We start from the raw sequence: 24,892 nt of genomic DNA, 5'->3' as shown, positions 1-24,892 counted from the left end.
GCTAGTGGTCTCTTCATTAATACTGAGTAAATAGATTTTCTTTGATAGAGTAGGATAAAAAAATAGGAGATATTATGAAAAAATTTATTATTTTATTTTTAACAGTTGGTTCGATAATTTCCCTAGCAGCTTGTGCTCCCAAACGCTATGAGCGCAAGCACAGTCCAGTAGGAGCCTCATCGGTTAAAAAATCATCTGATAAAGCCCAAGAAAAAGAGCAAACCGAAGGAGATAAGTCAGATGAACATGATAAAGAAGCCATTGGGACCTTGTCAAAAGCGGACCAAGCGGATATCTATTCGATTATTGAAAACAGTGCGTCTTTGACCTATTCACTTCAGGTGCAACCGACTCGTTTGCTAGAGTTGAACAATGACCACGGTGCGGTTGATGGTTACCCACAAGACATGTTCATTGATTACTACAATACCTACACGCCGGGGACCTATAATCTGCAAGATGTCATTGATAAATTAGAGGCAGAAGAGACATCAGACTCTATCCGCAGTCTTTCACAAGACAAGCTGATCCAACTAACAAATGAAAAGAAAAATGGCTGGCTCTATTCGACAAAAGACAAGGCCTTCTACGAAATTGTACCTGGTGGTCGTGGCGGAGCGATGCCACCGATGGAAATTCCTTCACCGGATGAATGGGTAATCAATGAAGATTCAGTTGAAGTGACAACGACTATCCAAGGAACTTCAGACCCATACAGACGTTTTGTCTTGAAACGCAACAACAAGAACTACAAGGGTGGGACCAACAAAACACGCTTTTATGTCGATAGTACAGAATTTGTGAAATCGTAAAAATAATCAGAAGCTATATCTAGCTCTAAAATTTTTATATAGAACTTGCTGAAGAATCAAAGAAAAAGGCCCTCAAAGCCTTTTTCTTTTGGGCTTGAATATGTTAAAATAAAAGGTATACGTGCTTGGATACAAAGATGAGGATATAACATACAGATAGGCTGTTGAAATTCCTATCTCGTTGAGTTGCTTGACGGCTTGATATCTTGAGTAACTGGACCCGGCCGAAAAGCTGTGTAAAAAAGATAAACTTTCTTGTCTTCATCGAAGACTTCGTCAGTTTCCTATTTTTACTTTGCTTTTGGCGGCCTTGGTATCTTGATAGTTGAATACGGGCTAAATCCCTAGTGAAAAAGATAGATTTCCTGGTGTGCGTGGCACACTGCGTCAATCTCCTATTTTCATACGGGATTCTTCACGCCCTTTGTATCCTGATGAACTGAATTTTGGCCTCATTTCTTAGGAAAAAAGATAAGCTTCCTAGCACTCATCGAGTGCGGCGTCACCTTCCTATTTTTCTACAGAAATGTTCGGCAAGCCGAACCGTCCAAAATATCTTGATCTTTGTAGGCAAGTCGTATAATTTTATCAATCCAAAGGGGATTACAATGACAAAACAAGTGTTTCAAACGACTTTTGCGGGTCGTGAGTTAATCGTAGAGACTGGCCAGGTTGCCAAGCAAGCAAATGGCGCTGTTGTCGTGCGTTACGGTGAGTCAACTGTCTTGACGGCTGCTGTCATGTCTAAGAAGATGGCAACTGGGGATTTCTTCCCACTTCAAGTTAACTACGAAGAAAAAATGTATGCAGCTGGGAAATTTCCTGGTGGCTTTATGAAGCGTGAAGGTCGTCCTTCAACAGATGCGACCTTGACAGCGCGTTTGATTGACCGTCCGATCCGTCCAATGTTTGCGGAAGGTTTCCGTAACGAAGTGCAAGTCATCAATACGGTTCTTTCTTACGATGAAAATGCATCTGCACCAATGGCAGCCATGTTTGGTTCATCATTGGCACTTTCTATCTCAGATATTCCATTTGACGGACCAATCGCTGGAGTACAGGTAGGTTATGTGGATGGGGAGATCGTCATCAACCCAACGCAAGAACAAGCTGAGTGCTCGCTTCTTGAATTGACAGTTGCTGGTACCAAACACGCTATCAACATGGTAGAGTCTGGTGCCAAAGAATTGTCAGAAGAAATCATGTTGGAAGCTCTTCTCAAAGGGCACGAAGCCGTTAAAGAATTGATTGCCTTCCAAGAAGAAATCGTAGCAGCAGTTGGGAAAGAAAAAGCAGAGGTAGAATTGCTTCACGTGGACGCTGAATTGCAGGCTGAAATCATTGCAGCCTATAACAGTGACCTCCAAAAAGCAGTCCAAGTAGAAGAAAAATTGGCGCGTGAAGCTGCAACTCAAGCAGTGAAAGACCAAGTCACAGCAGTTTACGAAGAAAAATATGCAGATCACGAAGAATTTGACCGTATCATGCGTGATGTAGCTGAAATCTTGGAACAAATGGAACACGCAGAAGTGCGCCGTTTGATTACAGAAGATAAGGTTCGTCCAGATGGTCGTAAGGTCGATGAAATCCGTCCTTTGGATGCACAAGTCGACTACCTTCCTCGCGTGCACGGTTCAGGGCTCTTTACGCGTGGACAAACGCAAGCCCTTTCTGTCTTGACCTTGGCACCAATGGGTGAAACGCAAATCATCGATGGTTTGGATCCTGAATACAAGAAACGCTTTATGCACCACTATAACTTCCCACAATATTCTGTAGGGGAAACAGGTCGTTATGGTGCGCCTGGTCGTCGTGAAATTGGTCACGGTGCTCTTGGTGAGCGTGCCCTTGCTCAAGTATTGCCAAGCTTGGAAGAATTCCCATATGCCATCCGCTTGGTAGCAGAAGTCTTAGAATCAAATGGTTCTTCTTCACAAGCCTCTATCTGTGCGGGAACTCTTGCCCTTATGGCTGGTGGTGTGCCAATCAAGGCTCCAGTTGCAGGGATTGCCATGGGTCTGATCTCAGATGGAAACAACTACACAGTATTGACAGATATCCAAGGTTTGGAAGACCACTTTGGAGACATGGACTTCAAGGTTGCAGGTACACGTGATGGGATTACAGCCCTTCAAATGGATATCAAGATCCAAGGGATCACTGCAGAAATTTTGACTGAAGCACTTGCTCAAGCCAAGAAAGCTCGTTTTGAAATCCTTGACGTGATTGAAGCAACCATTCCAGAAGTTCGTCCAGAATTGGCGCCAACTGCTCCGAAAATTGATACCATCAAGATTGATGTCGACAAGATCAAGATTGTCATCGGTAAGGGTGGAGAAACCATCGATAAGATCATCGCTGAAACAGGCGTTAAGATTGATATCGACGAAGAAGGAAACGTATCGATCTACTCGAGCGACCAAGATGCGATTAACCGCGCCAAAGAGATCATTGCAGGTTTGGTGCGTGAAGCCAAAGTGGATGAAGTCTACCATGCCAAAGTGGTTCGGATCGAGAAATTTGGTGCCTTTGTCAACCTTTTTGACAAGACGGATGCCCTCGTTCACATTTCTGAAATGGCTTGGACGCGTACCAACCGTGTCGAAGACTTGGTAGCCATCGGCGATGAAGTCGATGTGAAGATTATCAAGATTGACGAAAAAGGTCGTGTCGATGCTTCTATGAAGGCACTATTGCCACGTCCGCCAAAACCTGAACATTCAGAAGAAAAAGGTGAAAAGGGTCCTCGTCACGGCGATCGTCCTCGTCACCACAATAAAGACCACAAACCTAAAAAAGACTTTACCATTACACAAAAAGATTCAGAATAAGCATTAGAAAAGGAGGAGCACGGTATGGGATGGTGGCGTGAAACCATCAATATTGTAAAAGAAAATGACCCAGCAGCGCGTACCTCGCTGGAGGTCCTTTTGACCTATCCGGGCGTCAAAGCACTGGCAGCTCACCGTGTTTCCCACTTTTTGTGGAACCATGGCTTTAAGCTTCTAGCTCGGATGCATAGCCAATTTTGGCGTTTTTGGACCCAGATCGAGATCCATCCAGGTGCGACCATTGCTTCTGGTGTCTTTATCGACCATGGAGCGGGCCTTGTTATTGGGGAAACAGCCATTGTTGAAAAAGGCGTTATGCTCTATCACGGGGTGACCCTTGGGGGAACAGGAAAGGATGTCGGCAAACGCCATCCGACGGTACGTGAGGGAGCCTTGGTTTCCGCCCATGCCCAAGTCATCGGCCCGGTGGAAATTGGAGCTAAGGCCAAAGTCGGAGCAGGGGCTGTCGTGGTCTCAGATGTACCAAGTGATGTGACCGTTGTCGGTGTTCCTGCCAAGATTGTACGGGTACACGGTCGAAAAGACGAACCAGTCATTCATCAAGAAGAAGAAAAACGGGAATACTACATGAACAAGCTGGAGCATGCCAAGGAAGCCAGTCATCGGTCTTCGAGCCTGTAAGGAGATCGCTACGTGATTCAATCAACCAATACATTGAATGACCACCAACTACTGGAAGCAAAGGCCCTTATTGCCATCTGTCAGAAGTATGACGGAACTTTTCGAGATCCTTATCTCTCCAATATGCTCAATTTTGATCCCGATATGCCAGCCTTTTTCCTTTATTACGAAAAAGGTGAACTTGTTGGCCTATTAACCGTCTATGCAGATGACCAAGATGTGGAAGTAGCGATCCTGGTCCACCCTAATCATCGTCGTCAGGGAATTGCGCAAGCTTTGTATAGAAGTTTTGAGAAAGAAACGGCATCTTATCCAATTGAGTCTGTAACTTTTCAAACAGAGCGTGTTTTTCTAGAGAATCATCCTGATTTTGCCAGCAATTGGGGACTGGTCGAGGATGAAGAGACTGAAATCTGGTTAGGACGTGATCGAACCGCTTATGCATTAGATTCCCGTTCGGATGTCGATGTGCTCTTGGCAGAACCTTCTTATCTTGAAGCCATTGCCCAGCTCCACCACCAAACCTTTTCAGATGAAGTGGAAGCACCAGAAGTGAGCCACAGATACATTTCGGAGGCCTTGAAGGATCCTGATAGTCTGCTTTACATATTACTCAAAGAAGGTCAAGTGATTGGTGTTTGTACGGTGGATGTATCTGGAAAATGCAATTACCTTTATGGACTTGCGATTGCTGAAGTCTATCGTGGGCAAGGCTATGGAAGCTATCTAGCCAAATCCCTCGTCAACCAAGTCATTGAGCAAAATGATAAGAAATTTCAGATTGCAGTGGAAGACAGCAATGTAGGTGCCAAACGCTTGTATGAAAAGATTGGCTTTATCAAACAGACTCAGGTGGTTTACTTGAAGCCAAAAGAGTAGAAACAGAAAGGAAATGAAGCGTGTTAAAAATTTATGATACCATGTCTCGTGATCTGCGAGAATTTATCCCCATCGAGGAAGGAAAGGTCCGCATGTATGTTTGTGGACCAACGGTTTACAACTATATCCACGTAGGGAATGCCCGTTCAACGGTAGCCTTTGACACGATTCGTCGCTACTTTGAGTATCGTGGCTACGAAGTTGCCTACATTTCCAACTTTACAGATGTGGATGATAAGATCATCAACCGTGCCAAAGAAGAAGGCATCACACCTCAGGAAGTGGCAGACAAATATATTGCGGCCTTCCGTGAGGATGTGACGGCTCTTGGCGTGAAGCCTGCAACTCGCCATCCTCGTGTGGTCGAGTTTATGGATGACATCATTCGTTTTGTCGCTGACTTGATCGAAAAAGGCTATGCCTATGAGAGCCAGGGAGATGTCTATTTCCGTGTGGAAAAATCCCACAACTATGCAAAATTAGCCAACAAAACTCTAGAAGACTTGGAGCTAGGCGCTTCTGGTCGGACAGATGAGGAAACAGCCCGCAAGGAAAATCCAGTTGACTTTGCCCTTTGGAAAGCTGCCAAACCAGGAGAGATTTCCTGGGACAGCCCTTGGGGACCTGGTCGTCCTGGTTGGCACATCGAGTGTTCGGTCATGTCGACGGGAATTTTAGGGGATACTATTGATATCCACGGTGGTGGTGCTGACCTTGAGTTTCCGCACCATACCAACGAAATCGCTCAATCAGAAGCTAAGACCGGAAAAACTTTTGCCAATTACTGGATGCACAATGGCTTTGTCAATATTGATAATGTCAAGATGTCCAAGTCCTTAGGCAACTTTATCACTGTGCATGATGCATTGAAGACTATCGACGGCCAAGTGCTTCGTTTCTTCTTTGCAACCCAGCACTACCGCAAGCCCATTAACTTCACAGAAAAAGCGGTTCGCGATGCGGAGACCAACCTCAAGTATTTGAAAAACACCTATGAGCAACCGTTCACAGGAGAAGTGGATCCAGCAGACTTACAAGGCTTTGTGGACAAGTTTATCGCGGCTATGGATGAAGATATCAATGCGGCAAACGGCATCACCGTCGTCTTTGAATTGGCTAAATGGATCAATTCAGGTCACTACAATCAAGACGTCAAGGATGCCTTGACCAAGATGTTAGAAGTCTTTGGAGTGGTCTTTGTCGAAGAAGACTTGGATGCAGATATTGAAGCCTTGATCGCTGAACGTCAGGAAGCGCGGGCTAAGAAAGATTTTGCGCGAGCAGATGCCATTCGCGATGAATTGGCTGCACAAGGAATCAAGCTCTTGGATACAAAAGAAGGTGTAAGGTGGACACGTGATTGATGTCAATCTAATCAATGGGATTGCCCTTGCCTTTGAGGGAGATGCGGTCTATTCCATGTATATTCGCAGACACCTGATTTTTCAAGGGATGACCAAGCCCAATAAGCTTCACCAGGCTGCCACCCGCTATGTCTCTGCTAGAGCTCAGGCCAGCTTGATTGAAAGCATGCTGGAGCAAGAAATTCTGACAGAAAAAGAGTTGGAGATCTACAAGCGCGGTCGCAATACCAATAGCCATACCAAGGCCAAAAATGCGGATGTCGTGACCTATCGGATGTCGACGGGCTTTGAGGCTGTCATGGGCTATCTCCATATGACGGGGGAGCTCTCTCGGCTAGAAGAGCTGATTGACTGGTGCATCCAGCAAGTAGAAGAAGGAAGAAAGCAGTGAAAAATATCAGAGAGTGGTTTCCTCATGCAGAGGTGACGGATCAAGCCAATCCACCAGCTGGTTATGTAGCCATTCCCCTTCAGGCTCATCAATGGTTGCTGCTGAAGGAAGAAGAGCTAACCGAACGAGAAAAACAATTGATTTCCTGGTTGGGCGGTGAAGAAGAGGTTGCCCCTAATCCTTGGTACCAGTACCTGATCGATGGAAAGGGAGAAGCCCCTCAAGTCATCAAAAAAATGCAGCTTGTCTATTGCCACATTTCGCATTCGACAGCGGAAGGGACGGCTTCTTGGCTAGAGATGATGCAGACACTTTTGCCCAACTTCCGAGCAACCTTGCAACTGAGCGGACAAGATTATGTGCTCATTCTGGACCAAGACCAGTCTTTACCTGTGGCCGATATCTTAAAAGATACCGTCTCTGCCATGGAGTATGACTTCAATATTCGTTTATCTATCTTGGTCGGGCAAGTATGGACCGAGTCTAAAGACGGGAAAGTGTCTCCGGTCATCCGAGCAGAACGGGCGGTCTTTCGAGCCTGGATTCGAGAAGGCCATCAAGGTGTCTATCGCTTTTCTCAACTCTATCTATGGGGAATCGAGCAGGCAGATTTAGATCTCACTCCAATCAAGGCAAGCTTGCATCAGTTGATTGAAAGTCAAGATCAATTGCAAGACATCATTGTTGCTCTTTGGGACAATGGGGCAGTCGTCACCAAGGCCGCCCAGCAACTCTATCTCCACCGCAATTCGCTCCAATATAAGATTGACAAGTGGGAGGAGTTGACGGGTCTTCAGTTGAAAAATCTGACAGATCTAGCCCTGTGCTATCATTTAGTTTTACAAGATGTGATTTAAACGGAATCAATCCAGAGTTTTGTGCAACTTGCACAAAACTCTTTTTCTTTTTTGTGAGACTTGCCATAGATTTGTAAAACGTTTTCATTTACAATAGAACTATAAAAATCAAAGGAGTACCATCATGGTAGAATTGAATCTTAGTCACATTTATAAAAAATATCCAAATAGCGAACATTACTCAGTTGAAGACTTCAACTTGGACATCAAAGACAAAGAATTTATCGTTTTCGTAGGTCCTTCAGGATGTGGTAAATCAACGACTCTTCGTATGATCGCTGGTCTTGAAGACATCACAGAAGGTGAATGTTCAATCGATGGCACTGTTGTAAACAACGTGGCACCTAAAGACCGTGATATCGCCATGGTATTCCAAAACTACGCTCTTTACCCACACATGACTGTGTACGATAACATGGCCTTTGGTTTGAAATTGCGTAAATACAGCAAGGAAGATATCGACAAACGTGTACAAGAAGCAGCTGAAATCCTTGGCTTGAAAGAATTCTTGGATCGTAAACCAGCTGACCTTTCTGGTGGTCAACGTCAACGTGTGGCCATGGGTCGTGCCATTGTCCGTGATGCAAAAGTGTTCTTGATGGACGAACCTTTGTCAAACTTGGATGCTAAACTTCGTGTATCCATGCGTGCTGAAATTGCGAAAATCCACCGTCGTATCGGAGCTACAACAATCTACGTAACCCACGACCAAACAGAAGCGATGACATTGGCTGACCGTATCGTTATCATGTCTGCTACTAAAAACCCAGCTGGTACTGGTACAATTGGACGTGTGGAACAAATTGGTTCTCCGCAAGAAGTGTACAAAAACCCAGTTAACAAATTCGTAGCTGGATTTATCGGAAGCCCTGCTATGAACTTCATTAACGTGAAGTTGGAAGGTGGACACATCGTTGCCAATGGATTGAATTTGAAAGTTCCTGAAGGTGCTTTGAAAGTCTTGAAAGAAAAAGGCTATGATGGTAAAGAATTGATCTTTGGTATCCGCCCAGAAGACGTGAATACAGAAGCTGCTTTCCTTGAAACTTTCCCAGAATCAGTCGTGAAAGCAACCATCTCAGTGTCTGAGTTGCTCGGTTCTGAATCTCACTTGTACTGCCAAGTTGGTGATAACGAATTTATCGCAAAAGTAGATGCGCGTGACTACCTTGGAACTGGTGAAACAATCGAACTTGGATTTGACTTGAACAAAGCTCACTTCTTCGATAAAGAAACTGAGAAAACAGTATACTAATACCTACTGACACTATAGAGACTGAGATGATTTGTCTCGGTCTCTTTCATTTTAAGGAGACAAGACATGGAAAAAGATTGGTGGAAGGGGAAGGTCGCTTACCAGATTTACCCAAAAAGCTTTAAGGACAGCAATGGCGATGGTGTTGGTGATTTAAAAGGAATCACGGAAAAACTCGATTACCTTCAACAGTTGGGGATTGATATTCTCTGGCTATCTCCTGTTTACAAGAGCCCTTTTATTGATCAGGGATATGATATTTCCGATTATTATGCCATTGACCCGCTTTTTGGGAGCATGGAAGATATGGAAGAGTTGATTGCGGAAGGTAAGAAGCGAGGAATTTCTATCATTATGGACTTGGTGGTTAACCATTGCTCCAGTCATCACGAGTGGTTCCAAAAGGCTTTAGCGGATCCAGATGGCCCTTATGCGGATTACTTTTATTTTATCGAAAGTGACAAAGAACCCAACAACTGGGAAAGTTACTTTGGGGGCAGTGTTTGGGAGCCGGTTCCTGGCACCAACAAATACTATCTTCATTCTTTCCACAAGGATCAGCCAGATCTCAATTGGCAAAACCCTGTCTTGCGCGAAGAAATTTACAGGATGATCAATTGGTGGTTGGACAAGGGAATCGCGGGCTTCCGGATCGATGCTATTATCAATATCAAAAAAGATCTAGAATGGCGTTCGCTTCCGTCTGATCGCGAAAATGGCTTGGTCCCAGTACTGGAGTCTCTAGTGAATGCCCAATCGATTGAACCGTTCTTGCAAGAGTTAAAGGAGCGAACCTTTGCCAAGTACAATGCTTTCACTGTAGGAGAAGTTTTCAATGAAACCGATGAAGAATTGCATTTCTTCATTGGAAAAGACGGTGTCTTTTCTTCTATCTTTGACTTCAAGCAAACCTGCTTGGGGCAGGAAGGAAAGGGCTGGTTTGACCATACTCTTCCAACAGCGGAAGAACTCAAGGAAAGTATTTTCCAAGCGCATGAGCGCGCAGATAGGATTGGTGTTCTCTCGACCATCATCGAAAACCACGACGAACCTCGTGGGGTGTCCCATTATATCGCAGAAGGTCCAGTAAACGATACCAGTAAAAAAGCCCTGGGAACCATTCAGGTTTTGCGCAAGGGAATTCCGTTTATCTATCAAGGTCAAGAAATTGGAATGGAGAACCAAGTCTTTGAATCAGTGGAGGACTTTGATGATATCGCGACCATCAATGGCTACCACGTTGCTAAAGAAGCTGGTTTGAGTGAGGAAGAAGCCTTAGCAGTGATTGCCAACTATAGCCGAGACAATGCGCGGACACCGATGCAGTGGTCAGCGGAGCCAGGTCTGGGCTTTAGCGATGGACCAGCCTGGCTGATCAGTCCCAAACCAGACTATTCTATTAATGTAGAGGACCAGGAAAAAGATCCAGACTCCATCTTGAATTATTACCGTCAGTTAACTGCCTTGTATCGCCATCCCCTTTATGGAAATACAATTCGGTTTGGAGATATGATCCCAGTGTATCGGGACCGTGAAAACATCATCGCCTTTGAACGCCGTGGGAACAAACGTCTCTTGGTGATCAGCAATTTCCAAAATCGCCAGGCCACCTTGGAGTTGCCAGCTCCGATTAAAACAGTCGTTTTAAATAATACAGCAGGATTATTCCAAGAAGGAGACCAAGTGCTCGAATTGACCCCTTACCAAACTGTTGTGTTGGAATTGGTGGAATAAGGAGAAACTTTGCATCAGTATTAGGATTTAATGTAGAATAGTATTTTCATTAAATATTCTGGAGAAATTAATAAAAGTTTTCTATACTTTAGAATCAATCAAGTATAAACTGAAACTTTCCGCTGTGAGAAAAGTGTTTGAAACATTATTGTTTCAAACACTCGGGAGTTTTGAGACCTTAGGCTCAAAACTAAGTCATGGAACTTCGAAGAAGTTCGCTGACGTCCGTACTCACCTAAGGAAAGTTTTGAAAGATATTTTATCTCCAAAAAGAACCTTCGTGTCTGCGAAGGTTCTTTTCGTGTCATCCAAGTCTAAACCTGGAACTTACTCAACTTCTTTCTTTTTCAAGAGGAGGAAGCCTCCGCTAACGGCTAACAAGAAGCCTGAAAGAATGAAGTGCGCAGTTGTGTCTTCTCCAGTTTGTGGCAATTGTGCCTTGGCTGGACTTTCTTGGAAGCTTTGTCCCACTTGGTAGCTCAAGGTTTGCGCGCTTTTTTCAGCTTCAGCTGCGGTTTCTTTTTGTGGAAGGAGAACTTTAGGAGTATCTTTCTTGGTCAAGATTGGCTGTGGAGTGGTTGTTTGGTTATGAATTGGAACCACCACTTGATCTGGTTCTTTAGCTGGGACGTAATCCATCAAGCTAGCCAACTTGCTGCCAAAGATCGCATTGGTTACCCAGCGGAAGAAGTGCACGGGGTGCTGACGGTTGCTTGGATTTCCAGCATAGACAAAGAGTGGTTGGCCCAGAAGTTCTCCAGAGATGGCCATGACCTTATTGGCTAGGACTTCATTTTTTGGCCACCAGCCAGCAATGTAGTAGTCGCTTGAAGCGATGCTCATCAAGGTTTTGAAATGCTCTGGAACCTTTTCAATCCAGTTTCCGGAGTTGGAGTAGAAGAGGGTATTCTTCTTGTAACCGCTGGTCAATGGATCCTGATCATCAATGATGGCTTTCATCAAGCCTTCGTAGTCACTACCGCCTTTTAGTTTTTCAGCGTCAAATCCTGCAAGAACTCCCAATTTTTCCAGTTTTTGCATGGCTTCCCCACCGATGACAAGGGTCGGTTTCTTGCCAAAGATGGAAGCATCAAAACGATTGCTTTCCAAAATAACAACATCCGCTTCTTCTGGAGTATTGACAATTTGGAAGCCTAATTTTTCAAGGACTAGACTAGTATGAGCAGGCGCATCGACTCCAGCCCAATTATAGTGGTAGTTTGGAGAGTAGACCTTCATCGGTTTCAAGGTTGGCCCGCTTGGTACCTTGTAGAGGGCATCACCATAGATGGCATAGTTTGGCAGGAGCGAAGCAAAGGTATCGCGGTCAACGATGTAGCCATCATCTGTCAGGTAGACAGATTTTCCTTGCGCAATGGCCTGGTTAACAGCTTTAACGGCACTGGCTGAGGTATTTGCGATCACATAGTAAGGAGCTTTTGGATCGATTTCTGAGGTTCGAGTGGCACGGGTAGTTGTGACCTCCCCTAGTTTGCCTGTAAAGAGCCCGTCCTTGAAGACTGGTTCTGCTTTGAACCCTCTCATATCAGGGAAGTTGACGAGAAGTTCCGCGTACATCGCAGCCCAGGCAGATTCGTTGGAGCCCTTGTAGAGAATGTGGTTGGCATAGCCACGTTTGGCTTGGGCCATATCAATGACTAAGTCCCCTTTTTTGTAGTTGCCTGTATCTTCTTTGAGTTCTTTGACGAGAACACCATTGCGTTTGAAGTAGTCGATCATATTGAAGGCTTCTTGGGCGTCATTGTCCTTGTCGAGGCTCATTGGGATGACATAATAGTCAGGGAAGAATTTCGGACGACCATTCTTCACACGACCGACAACTTCACCAGTTGGACCTACTAATTCATTTTCTGCTTTTGGATCTTCAATCTTGTTGAGACCACGTAGGTAGAAGTTGAGCCGCATCTCAAGGAGTTTGTCTGGCTCTTGGTTGAGGAAGTCAATGCCGCCGAGGACAGCATTACGACCAGCATAATAAGATTCCTGGTTGGATTCTGGTATTTCAATGGTGTGGCCCAAGATGCCGTGATAGACAGCATAGACACCTGTATAACCAGAGAAGGAATCATCCCAGCCATCTCCCCAATCCAGTTTTGGAATGATGTAGCTGTCGTATTTGGAATTGGCAACCCCTGCGCTGCCCATATGGTGGGCATTTTCTAGCATGAGGTTGGACATGAGGTCGTATTCAAAGTTCGGATCATGTGGAGGTGTTGCAGGCTCAATCAAGAATTCTTTGACAAATCCATGGATATCATAGAGAGCAATTGGATTCCACTTGTTGATCATTTGGATGACGGTACGCACTTCAGGGTTGGTTTGGTAGCTGGCATCGCGGTTGGGATCCAGTCCATTGGCCAAAGCACGCAGGTTGAGAGCGTCCCCATCAGGGTTTTCCGTGAAGTCAAACAAGAAGATAAATTTGTTTAGGAGAGTTGGGATGTCTAGCGTGACTGTCTTAGCATTTCCGGATTCATCTGTGGTGTTAAAGCTCACCTTTTCCTTGGTCGCAAAGGTATTGAAGAGGCCTGTGATGATGTCGATCCCTGGCTGCTCATCCGCGTGGGTGTTGTGGACTAAGACAGGCAGTTTGTAATCCAAGGTCTTGTCCTTCAGAGCTGCCAACATCTCGCTTGGTTTGGTCAAAGCTGTAGGATTGGTGCTAGACAGGTAGTGATCGATGCTGGCTTGGTCCTTGCTCACAATTCCCATCTTCATGTCCCGGCCTTGGGCGCTCTTACCAAGGGTTTCTAACTGCACCAAACGATCGGGTTTCGCTTCTTCCTTGGATTTTTCGATAGCAGCTAGCATCTCTTCATGTGTATGGTAGTCTTGGTAAGGTCGAAAAACAAGAGTTTTATTGATGGTCACACCCAAGTCTGCATTGGTTCCGACCAGCTCATGATTGCCGATGTAGTTGCGGTAAGTCCGGCGGATATTATTTGGGCTCCGAAGGCTAAGATCTTCACCAAAGAGATCTTTTACTTCCATATGGAGATCCAAATCATTGCCGTTTGCAGTCTCTGTGATAGTAAGGAATGGATCCTTGCTCAGGGTTCCAGTCTCCATATCCCAGGTTTTCCATTCAGAGAGAGGCTTGTTGTCCAAGGTCCAGTTGATCTTGCCAGCAGCTTGAGCTTTTTCTTGGACTTTGTCATCAATCGTGCTCTTTTCAGAGAGATAAATGGTGCTATCAGCCAATCGTGTCGCTTGGTCAGCGGTCGTTGCAGCACGATTGGATGTTGGAGCAGTTGGTGTAGCAGAAGTTGCTTCTGAGGTCGCTGCTGCTTCTGCAGAAGTGGCGGGGGCTGCGGTGTCTCCTTTTTCAGCTGTAGCAGGACTGGCAGTCTCAGCTGTAACAGCTTGCTCAGTAGCGGGTGCCGCTTCAAGGACCGTACTTGGTTCTGTTTGAGGTGCTTCTAAGCTATCGGCTGATACTTGGCCATGTCCGATAACGGAAAGCAAGACAGCAGCTGAGAGGCTGAGTGTCGTAGTGTACAAATGTTTCTTATATGAAGACTTCATATAGAAGACCCTCCTTAAAAAGTTATTTTCCTGTTCTAGTATACCATTTTAGGAAAGCGTTTTCAATAGATCCCGCAATAAAGAAGCCTTTGCATTTAGCAAGGGCTTCTCTGTCTATTCTGTCTCCTGATGAAATTGTTGGTAAAAATCAACCTTGACCTGAATGAAGGTTTCTAAATCTCTTAACAATTGGAGCAAGGTGGCGCGTGTTTCGAATTCTTCCCGGGTCTTGGGCAAGGGCCGTTCGCGGAAGATCGCCAAATACTGAGCGATATCGTTGAGGAGCTCCTGAGCAGGGTTTTCCTGACTTAACTGTTGCGCAGTCTTCTTGAAAAGTTGAGCCAGGATCATACTTTCACTCGCCGCTAACTGACAACGGTTGACGTTTTCTGCCATATCCCGCAGGATATCGTTTTGGCGCTTGCGCATTTCGAAGTAGTGAATGTGGTAGTTGGTTTGATGAAAAAGGTGGTTGGAATGATCCAGATAGACGAGATTTAAAGCGTCCTTTAGGATACCATCCAATTCCTTGATCAAGCGGGCATCGTTGCGACCATCCCCTTTACCAAGTAATTCCGCAAAACGACCAAGGATCTTTTTCAGTTGGTCTTCGACAACATCATGGTAGTGATCAATCGCAGCCTGATTAGAAGGCATATAGAGATTGGCCAGCAGGGCAAAGCTGGTCCCGATTAAAAAGAGGGCAAGTTCATTGAGCAAGAGCCCCCAGGAAGTAGACTGCTCAATCAAGAGATGGGTGACGAGGACCGTACTAGGGGTGATGCCAATCTGCCAACCCATTAGAAAGGCGCATGGAACATAGAGAGCGATAAAGACTCCCAGTGCCCAAAGGTTGAATCCAAAAAAGGAAAAAGCGATACTTCCGATCACAAGGGCCAGCAAGGTCGACATAAAGCGCTGGTAGGCTTGCTTGATCGTACTGCGACGCGTATCAGAGATGCTCAAGATGGCAATGACGCCAGCTGAGATGGCATAGGTCAAGCCCAGAGCATAAGCAAGGGCAGCTGCTAAACAGGTGGCCAAGGTGAGCTTGATGGTTCGTTGAAAAAGAGGCATGGCTTCCTTTCTATTTTGTTGGTTTCGCTGAGATAGATTTCATTTCATTATATCATGAATTGGCCTCATCCTCCTTTCTTGTGGTATACTAGTTCTATGGAAAATAACGATATCGTATACGGTGTCCATGCAGTCACCGAGGCTTTACAAGCCAATACAGGCAATAAATTATATATTCAAGAAGATCTCCGAGGAAAAAATGTCGACAAAATCAAGGCTTTAGCAGCTGAAAAGAAGGTGTCGATTTCTTGGACGCCAAAGAAAACCCTGCAGGAAATGACAGAAGGAGCTGTTCACCAAGGCTTCGTTCTTCGTGTGGCAGCCTTTGCTTACACAGACTTGGCAGCGATTCTGAAACAGACAGCCCAAGAAGAGAACCCGCTTTTGTTGATTCTCGATGGCTTGACCGATCCGCACAATCTTGGATCCATCTTGCGGACAGCTGATGCGACCAATGTCTCAGGGGTCATCATTCCTAAGCACCGGGCAGTCGGGGTAACCCCGGTGGTGTCGAAAACTTCTACCGGAGCAGTGGAACACATTCCCATTGCACGTGTGACCAATCTCAGCCAAACCCTAGACAAGTTGAAGGAAGAGGGCTTCTGGATCTTTGGAACCGACATGAACGGCACGCCATCTCATCAGTGGAATACGGCTGGTAAGTTGGCTTTGATCATTGGTAATGAAGGAAAAGGGATCTCAACCAATATCAAAAAGCAAGTCGATGAGATGATCACCATTCCTATGAATGGCCATGTTCAAAGCCTCAATGCCAGTGTGGCAGCAGCCATCCTCATGTATGAGGTCTTTCGCAACCGACTATAAATCGTAGAAAGGCAATGATATGAAACGAAAAATCTTATTGGTTGACGGCTACAATATGATTGCCTTCTGGCAGGAGACCCGCCAGCTCTTTCAAAAAAGTGAGCTCGATGCGGCGCGCAACATCCTCCTGCAAAAACTGAGCCACTATGCTAGCTTTGAAGGGATCGAAGTCATCTGTGTCTTTGATGCCCAGTATATGCCAGGAGTGCGGCAGACCTATGAGGAGTTCAATGTTCAGGTGGTCTTTACCGGTGAGGATGAGACGGCAGATGACTATATCGAGCGCTTGGCGGCAGAGCTCAACACACCCCTCCACCAAGTATCGGTAGCGACCAGTGACTTAAATGAGCAATGGACCGTCTTTGCTCAAGGGGCCCTTCGGGTATCCGCTAGAGAGTTAGAAAAACGGGTCGCAGTCGTCAAAGGAAACCTTAATCAAGCGCAACAAGTGGTCAACGATCAAAAACCACCCATGCGACCGCTCGATCACGAAGTATTGCGACAATTACAAGAAATGATGGGAGACAAGTAATGACATTTGCTATTTTAACCGATTCGACCGCAGATTTGGACCAAAACTGGGCCAAGGAACATCAGGTCACCATTCTCGGTTTGACCATCGAGTTAGAGGGAACAGTATACCAGACAGTAGGCCAAGATCAATTGACCAGCCCTGAGCTTTTAGAAGCCATGAAAAATGGGGCCAAACCGACAACCAGTCAGGTCAATGTGGGCCAATTTCAGGAAACCTTTGAACAATTTGCCAAAGAAGGGAAAGACCTGCTTTATGTAGCCTTTTCATCGGTCTTATCAGGAACTTACCAGAGTGCAGTCATGGCACGAGACCTGGTTTTAGAAGACTACCCGGAAGCTGTGATTGAGATTGTCGATCCGAAGGCGGCTGGGATTGGAGAGGGCTACCTGGTTATGCGGGCAGTAGCTGCGCGTGATGCAGGTCGTTCATTAGCAGAAGCCAAAGAAGAAATCATGGCTCTAGCTCCAAAACTGCGGACCTATTTCCTCGTCGATGATCTCTACCACCTCATGCGTGGCGGACGTCTTTCTAAGAGTGCTGCGATCATGGGAAGTTTGGCCAGCATCAAACCCATTCTCTGGATAGATGCGGAAGGGAAATTAGTCCCTATTAGCAAGGTTCGGGGACGCAAAAAGGCTGTCCGGGAATTACTGGAGCTGATCAAAGCAGATATCGGTGAAAGCACAGCCTTGGTATCTTATACCAACGATCTAGAAGGAGCCGAAGCACTGAAGCAAGAAATGCTTGCGCTTGAAGGCATCGATGAAGTTCTCGTGATGCCTCTTGGACCGGTTATTTCAGCCCACGTCGGCCCGAATTCCTTGATCGGATTTGTCATTGGAAAAGAAAATCGCAAATAATTTTCCAAATCGGTTGACTTTTATCTTAGAATTTTGATACAATAGTAGGCGGTATTGTTTACCCCATTTGTAAGGCCCCGGAACCTTTCAAATAACTTGCGGACCGGAACATCCGCCCTGTAAACAAAAACGACATTCATATAGGAGAAATCATGAACAAAACTACATTCATGGCTAAACCAGGCCAAGTAGAACGCAAATGGTACGTTGTTGACGCAACTGATGTACCTCTTGGACGCCTTTCAGCAGTTGTTGCTAGCGTGCTTCGCGGAAAAAACAAACCAACATTCACACCTCACACTGATACAGGTGACTTCGTAATCGTTATCAATGCTGAAAAAGTTAAATTGACTGGTAAAAAAGCAACTGATAAGATCTACTACACTCACTCAAACCACCCAGGTGGATTGAAATCAATCTCTGCTGGTGAACTTCGTTCTAAAAATGCAGTACGTTTGATCGAGAAATCAGTTAAAGGTATGCTTCCACACAATACTCTTGGCCGCGCTCAAGGTATGAAATTGAAAGTATTCGTTGGAGCTGAGCACACTCACGCTGCACAACAACCAGAAGTTCTTGATATTTCAGGACTTATCTAAGGAAAGGAACAATAAAGTATGTCACAAGCACAATATGCAGGTACTGGACGTCGTAAAAACGCTGTTGCACGCGTTCGCCTTGTTCCAGGAACTGGTAAAATCACTGTTAACAAAAAAGATGTTGAAGAGTACATCCCACACGCTGACCTTCGTCTTGTAATCAACCAACCATTCGCAGTTACTTCAACTGCAGGTTCATACGACGTTTTCGTTAACGTTGTAGGTGGTGGATACGCTGGTCAAGCAGGAGCTATCCGTCACGGTATCGCTCGTGCCCTTCTTCAAGTAGACCCAGACTTCCGCGATTCATTGAAACGCGCAGGACTTCTTACACGTGACTCACGTAAAGTTGAACGTAAGAAACCAGGCTTGAAAAAAGCTCGTAAAGCATCACAATTTAGTAAACGTTAAAACTTATTTAAACTTATTGAAAGCATTTCGTATCAAAAATACGGGATGCTTTTTCTGTTCACCCCAAATTTTTGTAACTAGGTGATACTTGAAATTAATACAAATTTGGTTGTTTTTGATAAATCTAAGCAACACTAAATGATGAAGTGAAAGGGGATGAATCTTTGATAGTATTCATTTATTGTGAAATATGATATATTTATTAATTAGATGGATGAATACTTCTAGAGTTAAATATAGCATAATAGGGACAGACTTTTTGGTTTATTTTTGTTTGTAGTCGGATTATGAAAGAATATCCAATATTATGCGATAAGATAGAATGTTACAAAAAAGAAAGGGGATGCAATCCGATGAAGAAAGACAGATTAATTGTATTGACAGATGCTGTTCTAGCAATTATTATGACCATCTTGATTTTAGAGTTAGAAAAACCAACAACACCAAGTCTTGAAGCTTTTTGGGATTTACGGCAAAATTTCTTTGCTTGTTTTCTTTCCTTTTTCTGGTTGGGATCGTTATGGATGGCACTAAACACATTATGGGAAAAGGTTGAGAAAATTTCCTCAGAAATTATTTGGTGGAATTTGTTTCTACTCTTGGAGCGGCAGGAGTTCTCTTTGGAGAATTTCATGCCATCCAAGATACCAGTCTGAATGATGTGGTGGACCGGATCTATATAAATGTCAAGGATTTACCGTTTCAGTCCTTGGGAGCTTTAGCTAATATCCTGTCTGATGTTAAGAAGGGACTGATTCAAGACAGTCATATCTGGTCTTTCTTCCAGTCATTTTTCAAACAATATCAGTTGATAATCAGCTTAAATCAGATCTATCAGTTTGTCTATCTTTCTCTGATGGAGATCATGTCCTATCTTCACTTTGATTATTGGAAAAAACGGCTCGGTCAGGAGCTAGTATGAATAAGGAGAACAAATGAGACGTTTAAAAATGTTATGGCATATTATACAGGTTACGGGTTTTACTCGGTTTGCTCTGAGTTTTGTGACCTTTGTTTTTGGGTCAGGAGGCGTGCTTTTCCTAGTTGAACCTGCTATCACAAATTACGGAGACGGTCTTTGGTATGCTTTTGTGACTTCGACGACTGTCGGCTACGGGGATCTCCTAGCTGTGACCTTGATTGGAAGGATTACCAGTGTCTTCTTGACGATTTATGGGCTCATATTTTTTGGCTGTTTATCAGCTGTTATTATTAATTATTATACCGATTTAAATAAGGAAAGAGGAGAGGACAAATGACTGCCAATTATTCAACACGGGAATACCGTGAGAAATTATACGATGACCTTCATGTTCGATTGAGAGATACAGCGATTTTGATGTGTGCAATTTTTATTGCCTCTATCGGACTAAATATGAATTCAACAGCTGTCATTATAGGAGCCATGTTGATTTCACCTCTCATGACACCGATTGTTGGACTGGGATTCGGTTTAGCTATTTTTGATACGCGTTTAATCAAGCAATCTCTAGAGGTTTTATTGACTCAAGTGTTGGTCAGTTTGCTTGTCTCGACTCTGTATTTCTGGATTTCTCCCTTGTCTTATGCAAGTAGCGAGTTGATTGCACGAACCTCTCCAACCATTTGGGATGTCCTCATTGCTATTGCTGGTGGGATTGCTGGTGTGATCGGTTCAAGGAAAAAAGAAGCAAACAATATCGTGCCAGGAGTAGCCATTGCTACAGCTCTGATGCCGCCTATCTGTACTGCTGGCTATGGTTTAGCTAATGGGAATGTACGATTTTTATTGGGGGCTCTCTATCTTTTCTTGATCAACTGTGTCTTTATCATGCTAGCCAACATTGTTGGAACAAGAATTTTGATGAGAAAATCTCCTTTAACTTCATTTAAAGAGCTAAGCATTAAAATGAGAATTGGGTTGATATCCTTGATTGTATTGTTGGTCCTTCCAGCCAGCTATTCAGCAGTCACTCTGACGATGGATCAAGCTCGAAAAGAAGGGATCAAACAGTTTGTAGAAAATGAGTTCGCCAATCATACGGTCATTAATCAAGTCTACAAGTCAAGTAGCAATGAATTAGTCTTGACGGTTGTTGGAGGTCCGATTTCAGAAGAAGAATTAGAAACCATTCGCCAAAAACAAGCCTCTTACGGTATTCAATCTGTTCAAATGAAAGTGAATCAAGTTCAGAACTCGCCAACATTAGATAGTGAAGCGACCAAGGAATTTTATGAAAACATTGACAAGTATATTGATCAAAAACTCTCTGAAAAAGATTCACAAAACGATCTCGTAAAAGAAAATGAAGCAGACAAGGATTGAGGACAATGAACTGAATCGGTTTTTACGCCGTGTTTTTCTTGTATCTTCCTCTTTCTTACTTATAGCAGGTTGTTTTTGCTTGAATAAGAAATAAATTAGAAGTTCTATCATCTAAGAAAAATGATGAAAAAAATCATTTAACTAATGGTGTGAACGTTTAGTGTTTATCAGCTCCATTCTCTGTAATTTTGGGGGTAAAATCCACACCATTTAGATAAAATTAGTTGAATTTGATTGGAAAAACGCTTTTATAAAAGCGGAGAAAAGTCTTGATATTACGCTGTTTTTAGTCCAACTGAAATTCATACTTTCCAAACCAGGCTTGAAAAAGGCCCGTAAAGCATCACAATTTAGTAAACGTTAATTCGTTACTGGACAGCAGAATACAAACGAAAACACTTTGCATCTTGCAAGGTGTTTTTTTCTATGAGAACTGGCGGTGCGCAATTAGGATAGCTCTAGCGACTTTAGTCGCATAGAGATATGCTATGCACAGTTGCCTCAAGAAAACAATGCTTCTTGGTCCACCCTGTTAGACAAGCTTCAAAACCAAGGAATCCAACAGATTTCTCTTGTAGTTACAGATGGCTTTAAGGGGCTTGAGCAGATTATCAGTCAGGCTCACCCATTAGCTAAACAACAATGTTGCTTAATTCATATTAGTCGAAATCTAGCTAGTAAAGTGAAACGAGCAGATAGAGCGGTTATTCTGGGGCAATTTATAATGATTTATCGTGCTGAAAATTTAGAAATGGCAGGACAAGCTTTAGAGGACTTTCTCGCCGAATGGAAACCAAAGTATAGGAAAGTCATGGAAAGTCTGGAGAAGACGGATAATCTTTTAACTTTTTATCAGTTTCCCTACCAGATTTGGCACAGCATGTATTCGACAAACCTCATTGAGTCTCTTAACAAAGAAATCAAACATCAAACGAAAAAGAAGGTTCTTTTTCCTAATGAGGAGGCTCTGGAACGTTACTTAGTTACGTTGTTTGAAGATTATAATTTCAAGCAAAGTCAACGAATCCATAAAGGGTTTGGTCAATGTTCTGATACACTTGAAAGCTTATTTAATTAACACTCCGTAACTCTACTTAAGTGTTTACACATAATTATTTACAGTATCAAAAAATAAAGTATATTGTTTTCATCATAATATAATTAAATATCAGTATAGAGAATTTTATCTATATATCAGATATCAGCAATTGCTTTTGCTGTCATTTTTCGCTACAATAGTTACAAGGAGGAAATAAACATGTTAAAAGAAGTATTAAACGTCGCAAAAGTTGCGAAAAAATCATCTCTCTTCTTAGGAGGGGTAGCATTTGGGACGCTTGGCTTGAAAGTCTTAGCAAGTAAAGAAGCTAAGAAAGGCTATTCTAAGGCCTTGGCTAAAGCTTACAAATTGAAAGATGGACTGGATGCATCTGTTTCTGTTGTAAAACAACACGGTGATGATGTTTTACAAGACGCTAAATATTTATACGAACAGGAAAAGAAAGAAGAACAATTAGATAGCCTGACAGGTGAATAATATGTCTTTTAAAGTGCTACACAGAGGATATCAACATATCCGATTATCGTCCTCGTTTTCACTGACCTTGGATATTCAAGATTATCTTCGTTCCTTGGCTAAAGATGAAAAAGGGATCGACTCTATTCAGTTTTATATGGATCAGCAGCACTTTACTCTACGTATGAAAGAAGGCTTCTCTGTATTAGAAAATGCAGAGGCCTTTTTAAAAAAAATTGACAAGGGGAAAGTTTCGGACTTGATGACTCTTCCCATTCGTAGAGAAGAGAGTGCTTATTCAATTGTATCGGGTGCAGCGATTAAGCGTTTGCTGTTTCGAAGTTTTGTACCCTACCCTATTCGTTATATTTGGACTTGTTATCAGGCTTTGGGTTATGTCAAAGAAGCCTATCAAACTTTAGCGCGCAAGGAACTAACCATGGAGGTCTTGGACTGTTCGGCCATTTTGTTGTCCTTGTTTATGAACCAATCCAAGACAGCTAGCAACATCATGTTTATGCTTGATTTGGGTAATCATCTGGATCAGTGGTCTTTAAAAAAAACAGCAACAGATTTGGAACAAAGCCTTCTTGCTAAAGAAAGTGATGTTTTCTTAGTGCGGGGAGACATGGTCATCAGCATCAAGAGTTCTGATGTTCAAGTAGGTGATGTATTAGTTGTCTCCCAAGGTAATGAAATCTTGTTTGACGGCCAAGTGGTTTCAGGATTAGGCATGGTCAATGAGAGTTCCTTGACTGGAGAGAGCTTCCCTGTTGAAAAGAAAGAGGGAGATTCTGTATGTGCGAATACTGTTTTGGAAACAGGAGAGTTAAGAATTCGTGTGACTGATAATCAGATAAACAGTCGTATTTTGCAACTCATCAATCTGATGAAAAAATCTGAAGAGAGTAAGAAGACAAAACAACGTCATTTTATTAGGATGGCAGACAAGGTTGTAAAATATAACTTCTTAGGTGCTGGTTTGACTTATCTGTTAACAGGTTCGTTTTCAAAAGCCATTTCCTTTTTATTGGTGGATTTTTCATGTGCTCTAAAAATATCCACACCTGTAGCCTACCTTACGGCCATAAAGGAAGGTCTAAATCGAGAAATGGTTATTAAAGATGGTGATGTATTAGAAAAATATCTGGAAGTGGATACTTTCTTGTTTGATAAAACGGGTACCATCACGACGAGTTATCCTTTGGTTGAAAAGGTTCTTCCTTTCGGAGATTATACTGAGAAAGATATTTTAAGAATAAGTGCATGTTTGGAGGAACATATCTATCATCCTATTGCCAATGCAATTGTTAAACAAGCTGAAATTGAAGGCATTGAACACGAAGAAATGCATGGCAAGCTTCAGTATGTTGCAAGCAAAGGGATTAAATCGCAAATTGATGGTCAATCGGTTGTCATTGGAAATTATGTACTAATGCAAGACGAACAGGTAAGAATTAGTTCTGAGCAGCTGGCCTTGATTGAGCAATATAAGACTCATTACAATTTATTGTTTTTGGCTTATAAGAAAGAATTAATTGGGATGTTTTGTATCCACACTCCCTTGAGAAGCGAGGCGAAAGTTGCATTGAAAAAGCTAAAGCGCCAAGGGAAAAAACTGATTCTGGCAACTGGTGATACGTTGGCTAGAACAGAAGAGTTGGTTAAAGATCTGCCATTTGACAACGTTTATACTGATTTAAAACCAGATGGTAAGTTTCAGTTGGTTCAGGAATTACAGAAAGCTGGCCGAACTATTTTGATGGTTGGAGACGGGTTAAACGACTCTGCTGCCTTGACGCTTGCAGATATTGGGGTTGTGATGAATGAAAGTGCTGATATTTCTAAGCAGATGAGTGATATTTTATTATTAGATAATCGTTTAGATTTCTTCGAGGAATTGAATTCTTTATCTGAATCGTTGCAGAAATTAATTCAAAGAAATATTCAAGAAACAGTTGTAATAAATGGAAGTTTAATTGGATTTGGGTTGTTAAATTGGTTAAGCCCATCTAATCTTTCGATATTGCACAATCTGACTACTTTAAGAATCGTCCTTCGTAGTCTTTCTATTAAAAGTAGGTAAGAGACCGAGAAGCTGAGGTTATAAAAACTAAAAGGAGTTGTCTCATTTGAGAATAACGGCTCTTTGTCAACTGTAGTGGGTTGGTGGAAAATTATACCCTGGAGAGGACCAAATTGGTTCTCTCCTTTTAAATATTGAAAAAACCATTGGCAGTGGACATACTTTAAGACTATATATTTCTGAAACTAGTTTCACAATACAAATATTGACATGCAATTATTAATTGGTGGATTTTAAGTTGACATCTACAAAGGTTAATGTTAGAATACATTCAAAAATATATTTGAATGAGGTGTTTTATGATTCAAAATATTGTTACTTCAATAATCCTGTATTCTGGGACAGCCGTAGACTTACTTATTATCCT

22 protein-coding genes and 2 pseudogenes are annotated in these 24,892 nt (G+C 43.2%); 22 read left to right on the top strand and 2 right to left on the bottom strand.

The features are described 5' to 3' along the window. Window positions 1-74: 74 nt before the first annotated feature. The 9 genes from LIZ08_RS07085 to LIZ08_RS07045 all read left to right on the top strand — a co-directional run bounded on the left by LIZ08_RS07085 (window position 75) and on the right by LIZ08_RS07045 (window position 10,765). Window positions 75-812: a hypothetical protein gene (locus LIZ08_RS07085; protein ID WP_031576164.1), complete on the top strand. Its 738-nt coding sequence runs from the start codon at window positions 75-77 to the stop codon at window positions 810-812. 608 nt (window positions 813-1,420) lie between these two features. Then, window positions 1,421-3,643 (top strand): polyribonucleotide nucleotidyltransferase, encoded by a 2,223-nt coding sequence (gene pnp, locus LIZ08_RS07080; RefSeq protein ID WP_227038577.1) that lies wholly within the window; start codon window positions 1,421-1,423, stop codon window positions 3,641-3,643. Between the two features lie 24 nt (window positions 3,644-3,667). Further along, a complete protein-coding gene (gene cysE, locus LIZ08_RS07075; RefSeq protein ID WP_003018264.1) occupies window positions 3,668-4,285 on the top strand; it encodes a serine O-acetyltransferase in 618 nt (205 codons plus the stop codon). A 12-nt stretch (window positions 4,286-4,297) separates the two neighbouring features. Continuing rightward, entirely contained in the window at window positions 4,298-5,164 is an 867-nt protein-coding gene (locus tag LIZ08_RS07070; protein WP_227038576.1) for a GNAT family N-acetyltransferase, read from the top strand. Between the two features lie 20 nt (window positions 5,165-5,184). Continuing rightward, window positions 5,185-6,528, top strand: a complete 1,344-nt coding sequence (gene cysS, locus LIZ08_RS07065; RefSeq protein WP_049516408.1) for a cysteine--tRNA ligase — start codon at window positions 5,185-5,187, stop codon at window positions 6,526-6,528. Continuing rightward, window positions 6,521-6,919, top strand: coding sequence for a Mini-ribonuclease 3 (locus tag LIZ08_RS07060; protein ID WP_003004765.1), 399 nt, complete (start codon window positions 6,521-6,523; stop codon window positions 6,917-6,919). The genes cysS and LIZ08_RS07060 overlap by 8 nt, the downstream gene beginning before the upstream one ends. After that, on the top strand, window positions 6,916-7,776 hold the full coding sequence (locus LIZ08_RS07055) for a helix-turn-helix domain-containing protein (protein WP_049516411.1): 861 nt from the start codon (window positions 6,916-6,918) through the stop codon (window positions 7,774-7,776). Before LIZ08_RS07060 ends, LIZ08_RS07055 begins: the two co-directional genes overlap by 4 nt. A gap of 124 nt (window positions 7,777-7,900) precedes the next feature. After that, window positions 7,901-9,031, top strand: a complete 1,131-nt coding sequence (locus LIZ08_RS07050) for an ABC transporter ATP-binding protein (protein ID WP_227038575.1) — start codon at window positions 7,901-7,903, stop codon at window positions 9,029-9,031. A gap of 66 nt (window positions 9,032-9,097) precedes the next feature. Then, window positions 9,098-10,765, top strand: a complete 1,668-nt coding sequence (locus LIZ08_RS07045) for an alpha-glucosidase (RefSeq protein WP_227038574.1) — start codon at window positions 9,098-9,100, stop codon at window positions 10,763-10,765. A gap of 327 nt (window positions 10,766-11,092) precedes the next feature. Here the strand turns inward: LIZ08_RS07045 and LIZ08_RS07040 are convergent, their stop codons facing one another. Together LIZ08_RS07040 and LIZ08_RS07035 are read right to left on the bottom strand one after the other, a co-directional pair. Continuing rightward, complete coding sequence (locus LIZ08_RS07040; protein ID WP_227038573.1) at window positions 11,093-14,311, bottom strand: LPXTG-anchored zinc carboxypeptidase; 3,219 nt, start codon at window positions 14,309-14,311, stop codon at window positions 11,093-11,095. A gap of 114 nt (window positions 14,312-14,425) precedes the next feature. Beyond that, window positions 14,426-15,388 (bottom strand): aromatic acid exporter family protein, encoded by a 963-nt coding sequence (locus LIZ08_RS07035; protein WP_227038572.1) that lies wholly within the window; start codon window positions 15,386-15,388, stop codon window positions 14,426-14,428. Between the two features lie 96 nt (window positions 15,389-15,484). Between LIZ08_RS07035 and rlmB the strand changes: the two genes are divergently transcribed. The 13 genes and pseudogenes from rlmB to LIZ08_RS06970 all read left to right on the top strand — a co-directional run. Further along, window positions 15,485-16,213 (top strand): 23S rRNA (guanosine(2251)-2'-O)-methyltransferase RlmB, encoded by a 729-nt coding sequence (gene rlmB, locus LIZ08_RS07030; protein WP_227038571.1) that lies wholly within the window; start codon window positions 15,485-15,487, stop codon window positions 16,211-16,213. 19 nt (window positions 16,214-16,232) lie between these two features. After that, window positions 16,233-16,745, top strand: coding sequence for an NYN domain-containing protein (locus tag LIZ08_RS07025; protein ID WP_227038570.1), 513 nt, complete (start codon window positions 16,233-16,235; stop codon window positions 16,743-16,745). Continuing rightward, window positions 16,745-17,608 carry a DegV family protein gene (locus LIZ08_RS07020; RefSeq protein WP_227038569.1) on the top strand — a complete coding sequence of 288 codons (864 nt, stop codon included), beginning with the start codon at window positions 16,745-16,747 and terminating at the stop codon, window positions 17,606-17,608. The genes LIZ08_RS07025 and LIZ08_RS07020 overlap by 1 nt, the downstream gene beginning before the upstream one ends. A gap of 152 nt (window positions 17,609-17,760) precedes the next feature. Beyond that, a complete protein-coding gene (gene rplM, locus LIZ08_RS07015; RefSeq protein WP_002876943.1) occupies window positions 17,761-18,207 on the top strand; it encodes a 50S ribosomal protein L13 in 447 nt (148 codons plus the stop codon). A gap of 18 nt (window positions 18,208-18,225) precedes the next feature. Then, window positions 18,226-18,618, top strand: coding sequence for a 30S ribosomal protein S9 (gene rpsI, locus LIZ08_RS07010; RefSeq protein ID WP_002893764.1), 393 nt, complete (start codon window positions 18,226-18,228; stop codon window positions 18,616-18,618). A gap of 353 nt (window positions 18,619-18,971) precedes the next feature. Further along, on the top strand, window positions 18,972-19,274 hold the full coding sequence (locus LIZ08_RS07005) for a TMEM175 family protein (protein WP_004240734.1): 303 nt from the start codon (window positions 18,972-18,974) through the stop codon (window positions 19,272-19,274). Continuing rightward, window positions 19,199-19,540 (top strand): hypothetical protein, encoded by a 342-nt coding sequence (locus tag LIZ08_RS07000; RefSeq protein WP_000397556.1) that lies wholly within the window; start codon window positions 19,199-19,201, stop codon window positions 19,538-19,540. Before LIZ08_RS07005 ends, LIZ08_RS07000 begins: the two co-directional genes overlap by 76 nt. A gap of 13 nt (window positions 19,541-19,553) precedes the next feature. Beyond that, a complete protein-coding gene (locus tag LIZ08_RS06995; RefSeq protein ID WP_001253404.1) occupies window positions 19,554-19,877 on the top strand; it encodes a potassium channel family protein in 324 nt (107 codons plus the stop codon). Beyond that, window positions 19,874-20,923 carry a DUF389 domain-containing protein gene (locus LIZ08_RS06990; protein WP_227038568.1) on the top strand — a complete coding sequence of 350 codons (1,050 nt, stop codon included), beginning with the start codon at window positions 19,874-19,876 and terminating at the stop codon, window positions 20,921-20,923. Before LIZ08_RS06995 ends, LIZ08_RS06990 begins: the two co-directional genes overlap by 4 nt. A 487-nt stretch (window positions 20,924-21,410) precedes the next feature. Further along, window positions 21,411-22,001 (top strand): annotated as a pseudogene (locus LIZ08_RS06985) (transposase); the annotation flags it as partial. Window positions 22,002-22,181: 180 nt separating this feature from the next. Beyond that, a complete protein-coding gene (locus LIZ08_RS06980; RefSeq protein WP_002893755.1) occupies window positions 22,182-22,460 on the top strand; it encodes a DUF6110 family protein in 279 nt (92 codons plus the stop codon). Between the two features lies 1 nt (window position 22,461). After that, on the top strand, window positions 22,462-24,525 hold the full coding sequence (locus LIZ08_RS06975) for a heavy metal translocating P-type ATPase (RefSeq protein ID WP_002893754.1): 2,064 nt from the start codon (window positions 22,462-22,464) through the stop codon (window positions 24,523-24,525). 299 nt (window positions 24,526-24,824) lie between these two features. Then, window positions 24,825-24,892, top strand: a pseudogene (locus LIZ08_RS06970) (cadmium transporter); the annotation flags it as partial.

This window comes from Streptococcus sp. 210928-DFI.4.42, assembly GCF_020554365.1.
Taxonomy (GTDB): Bacteria; Bacillota; Bacilli; order Lactobacillales; family Streptococcaceae; genus Streptococcus; species Streptococcus parasanguinis_S.
This window is presented reverse-complemented; position numbering and strand designations above follow the sequence as displayed.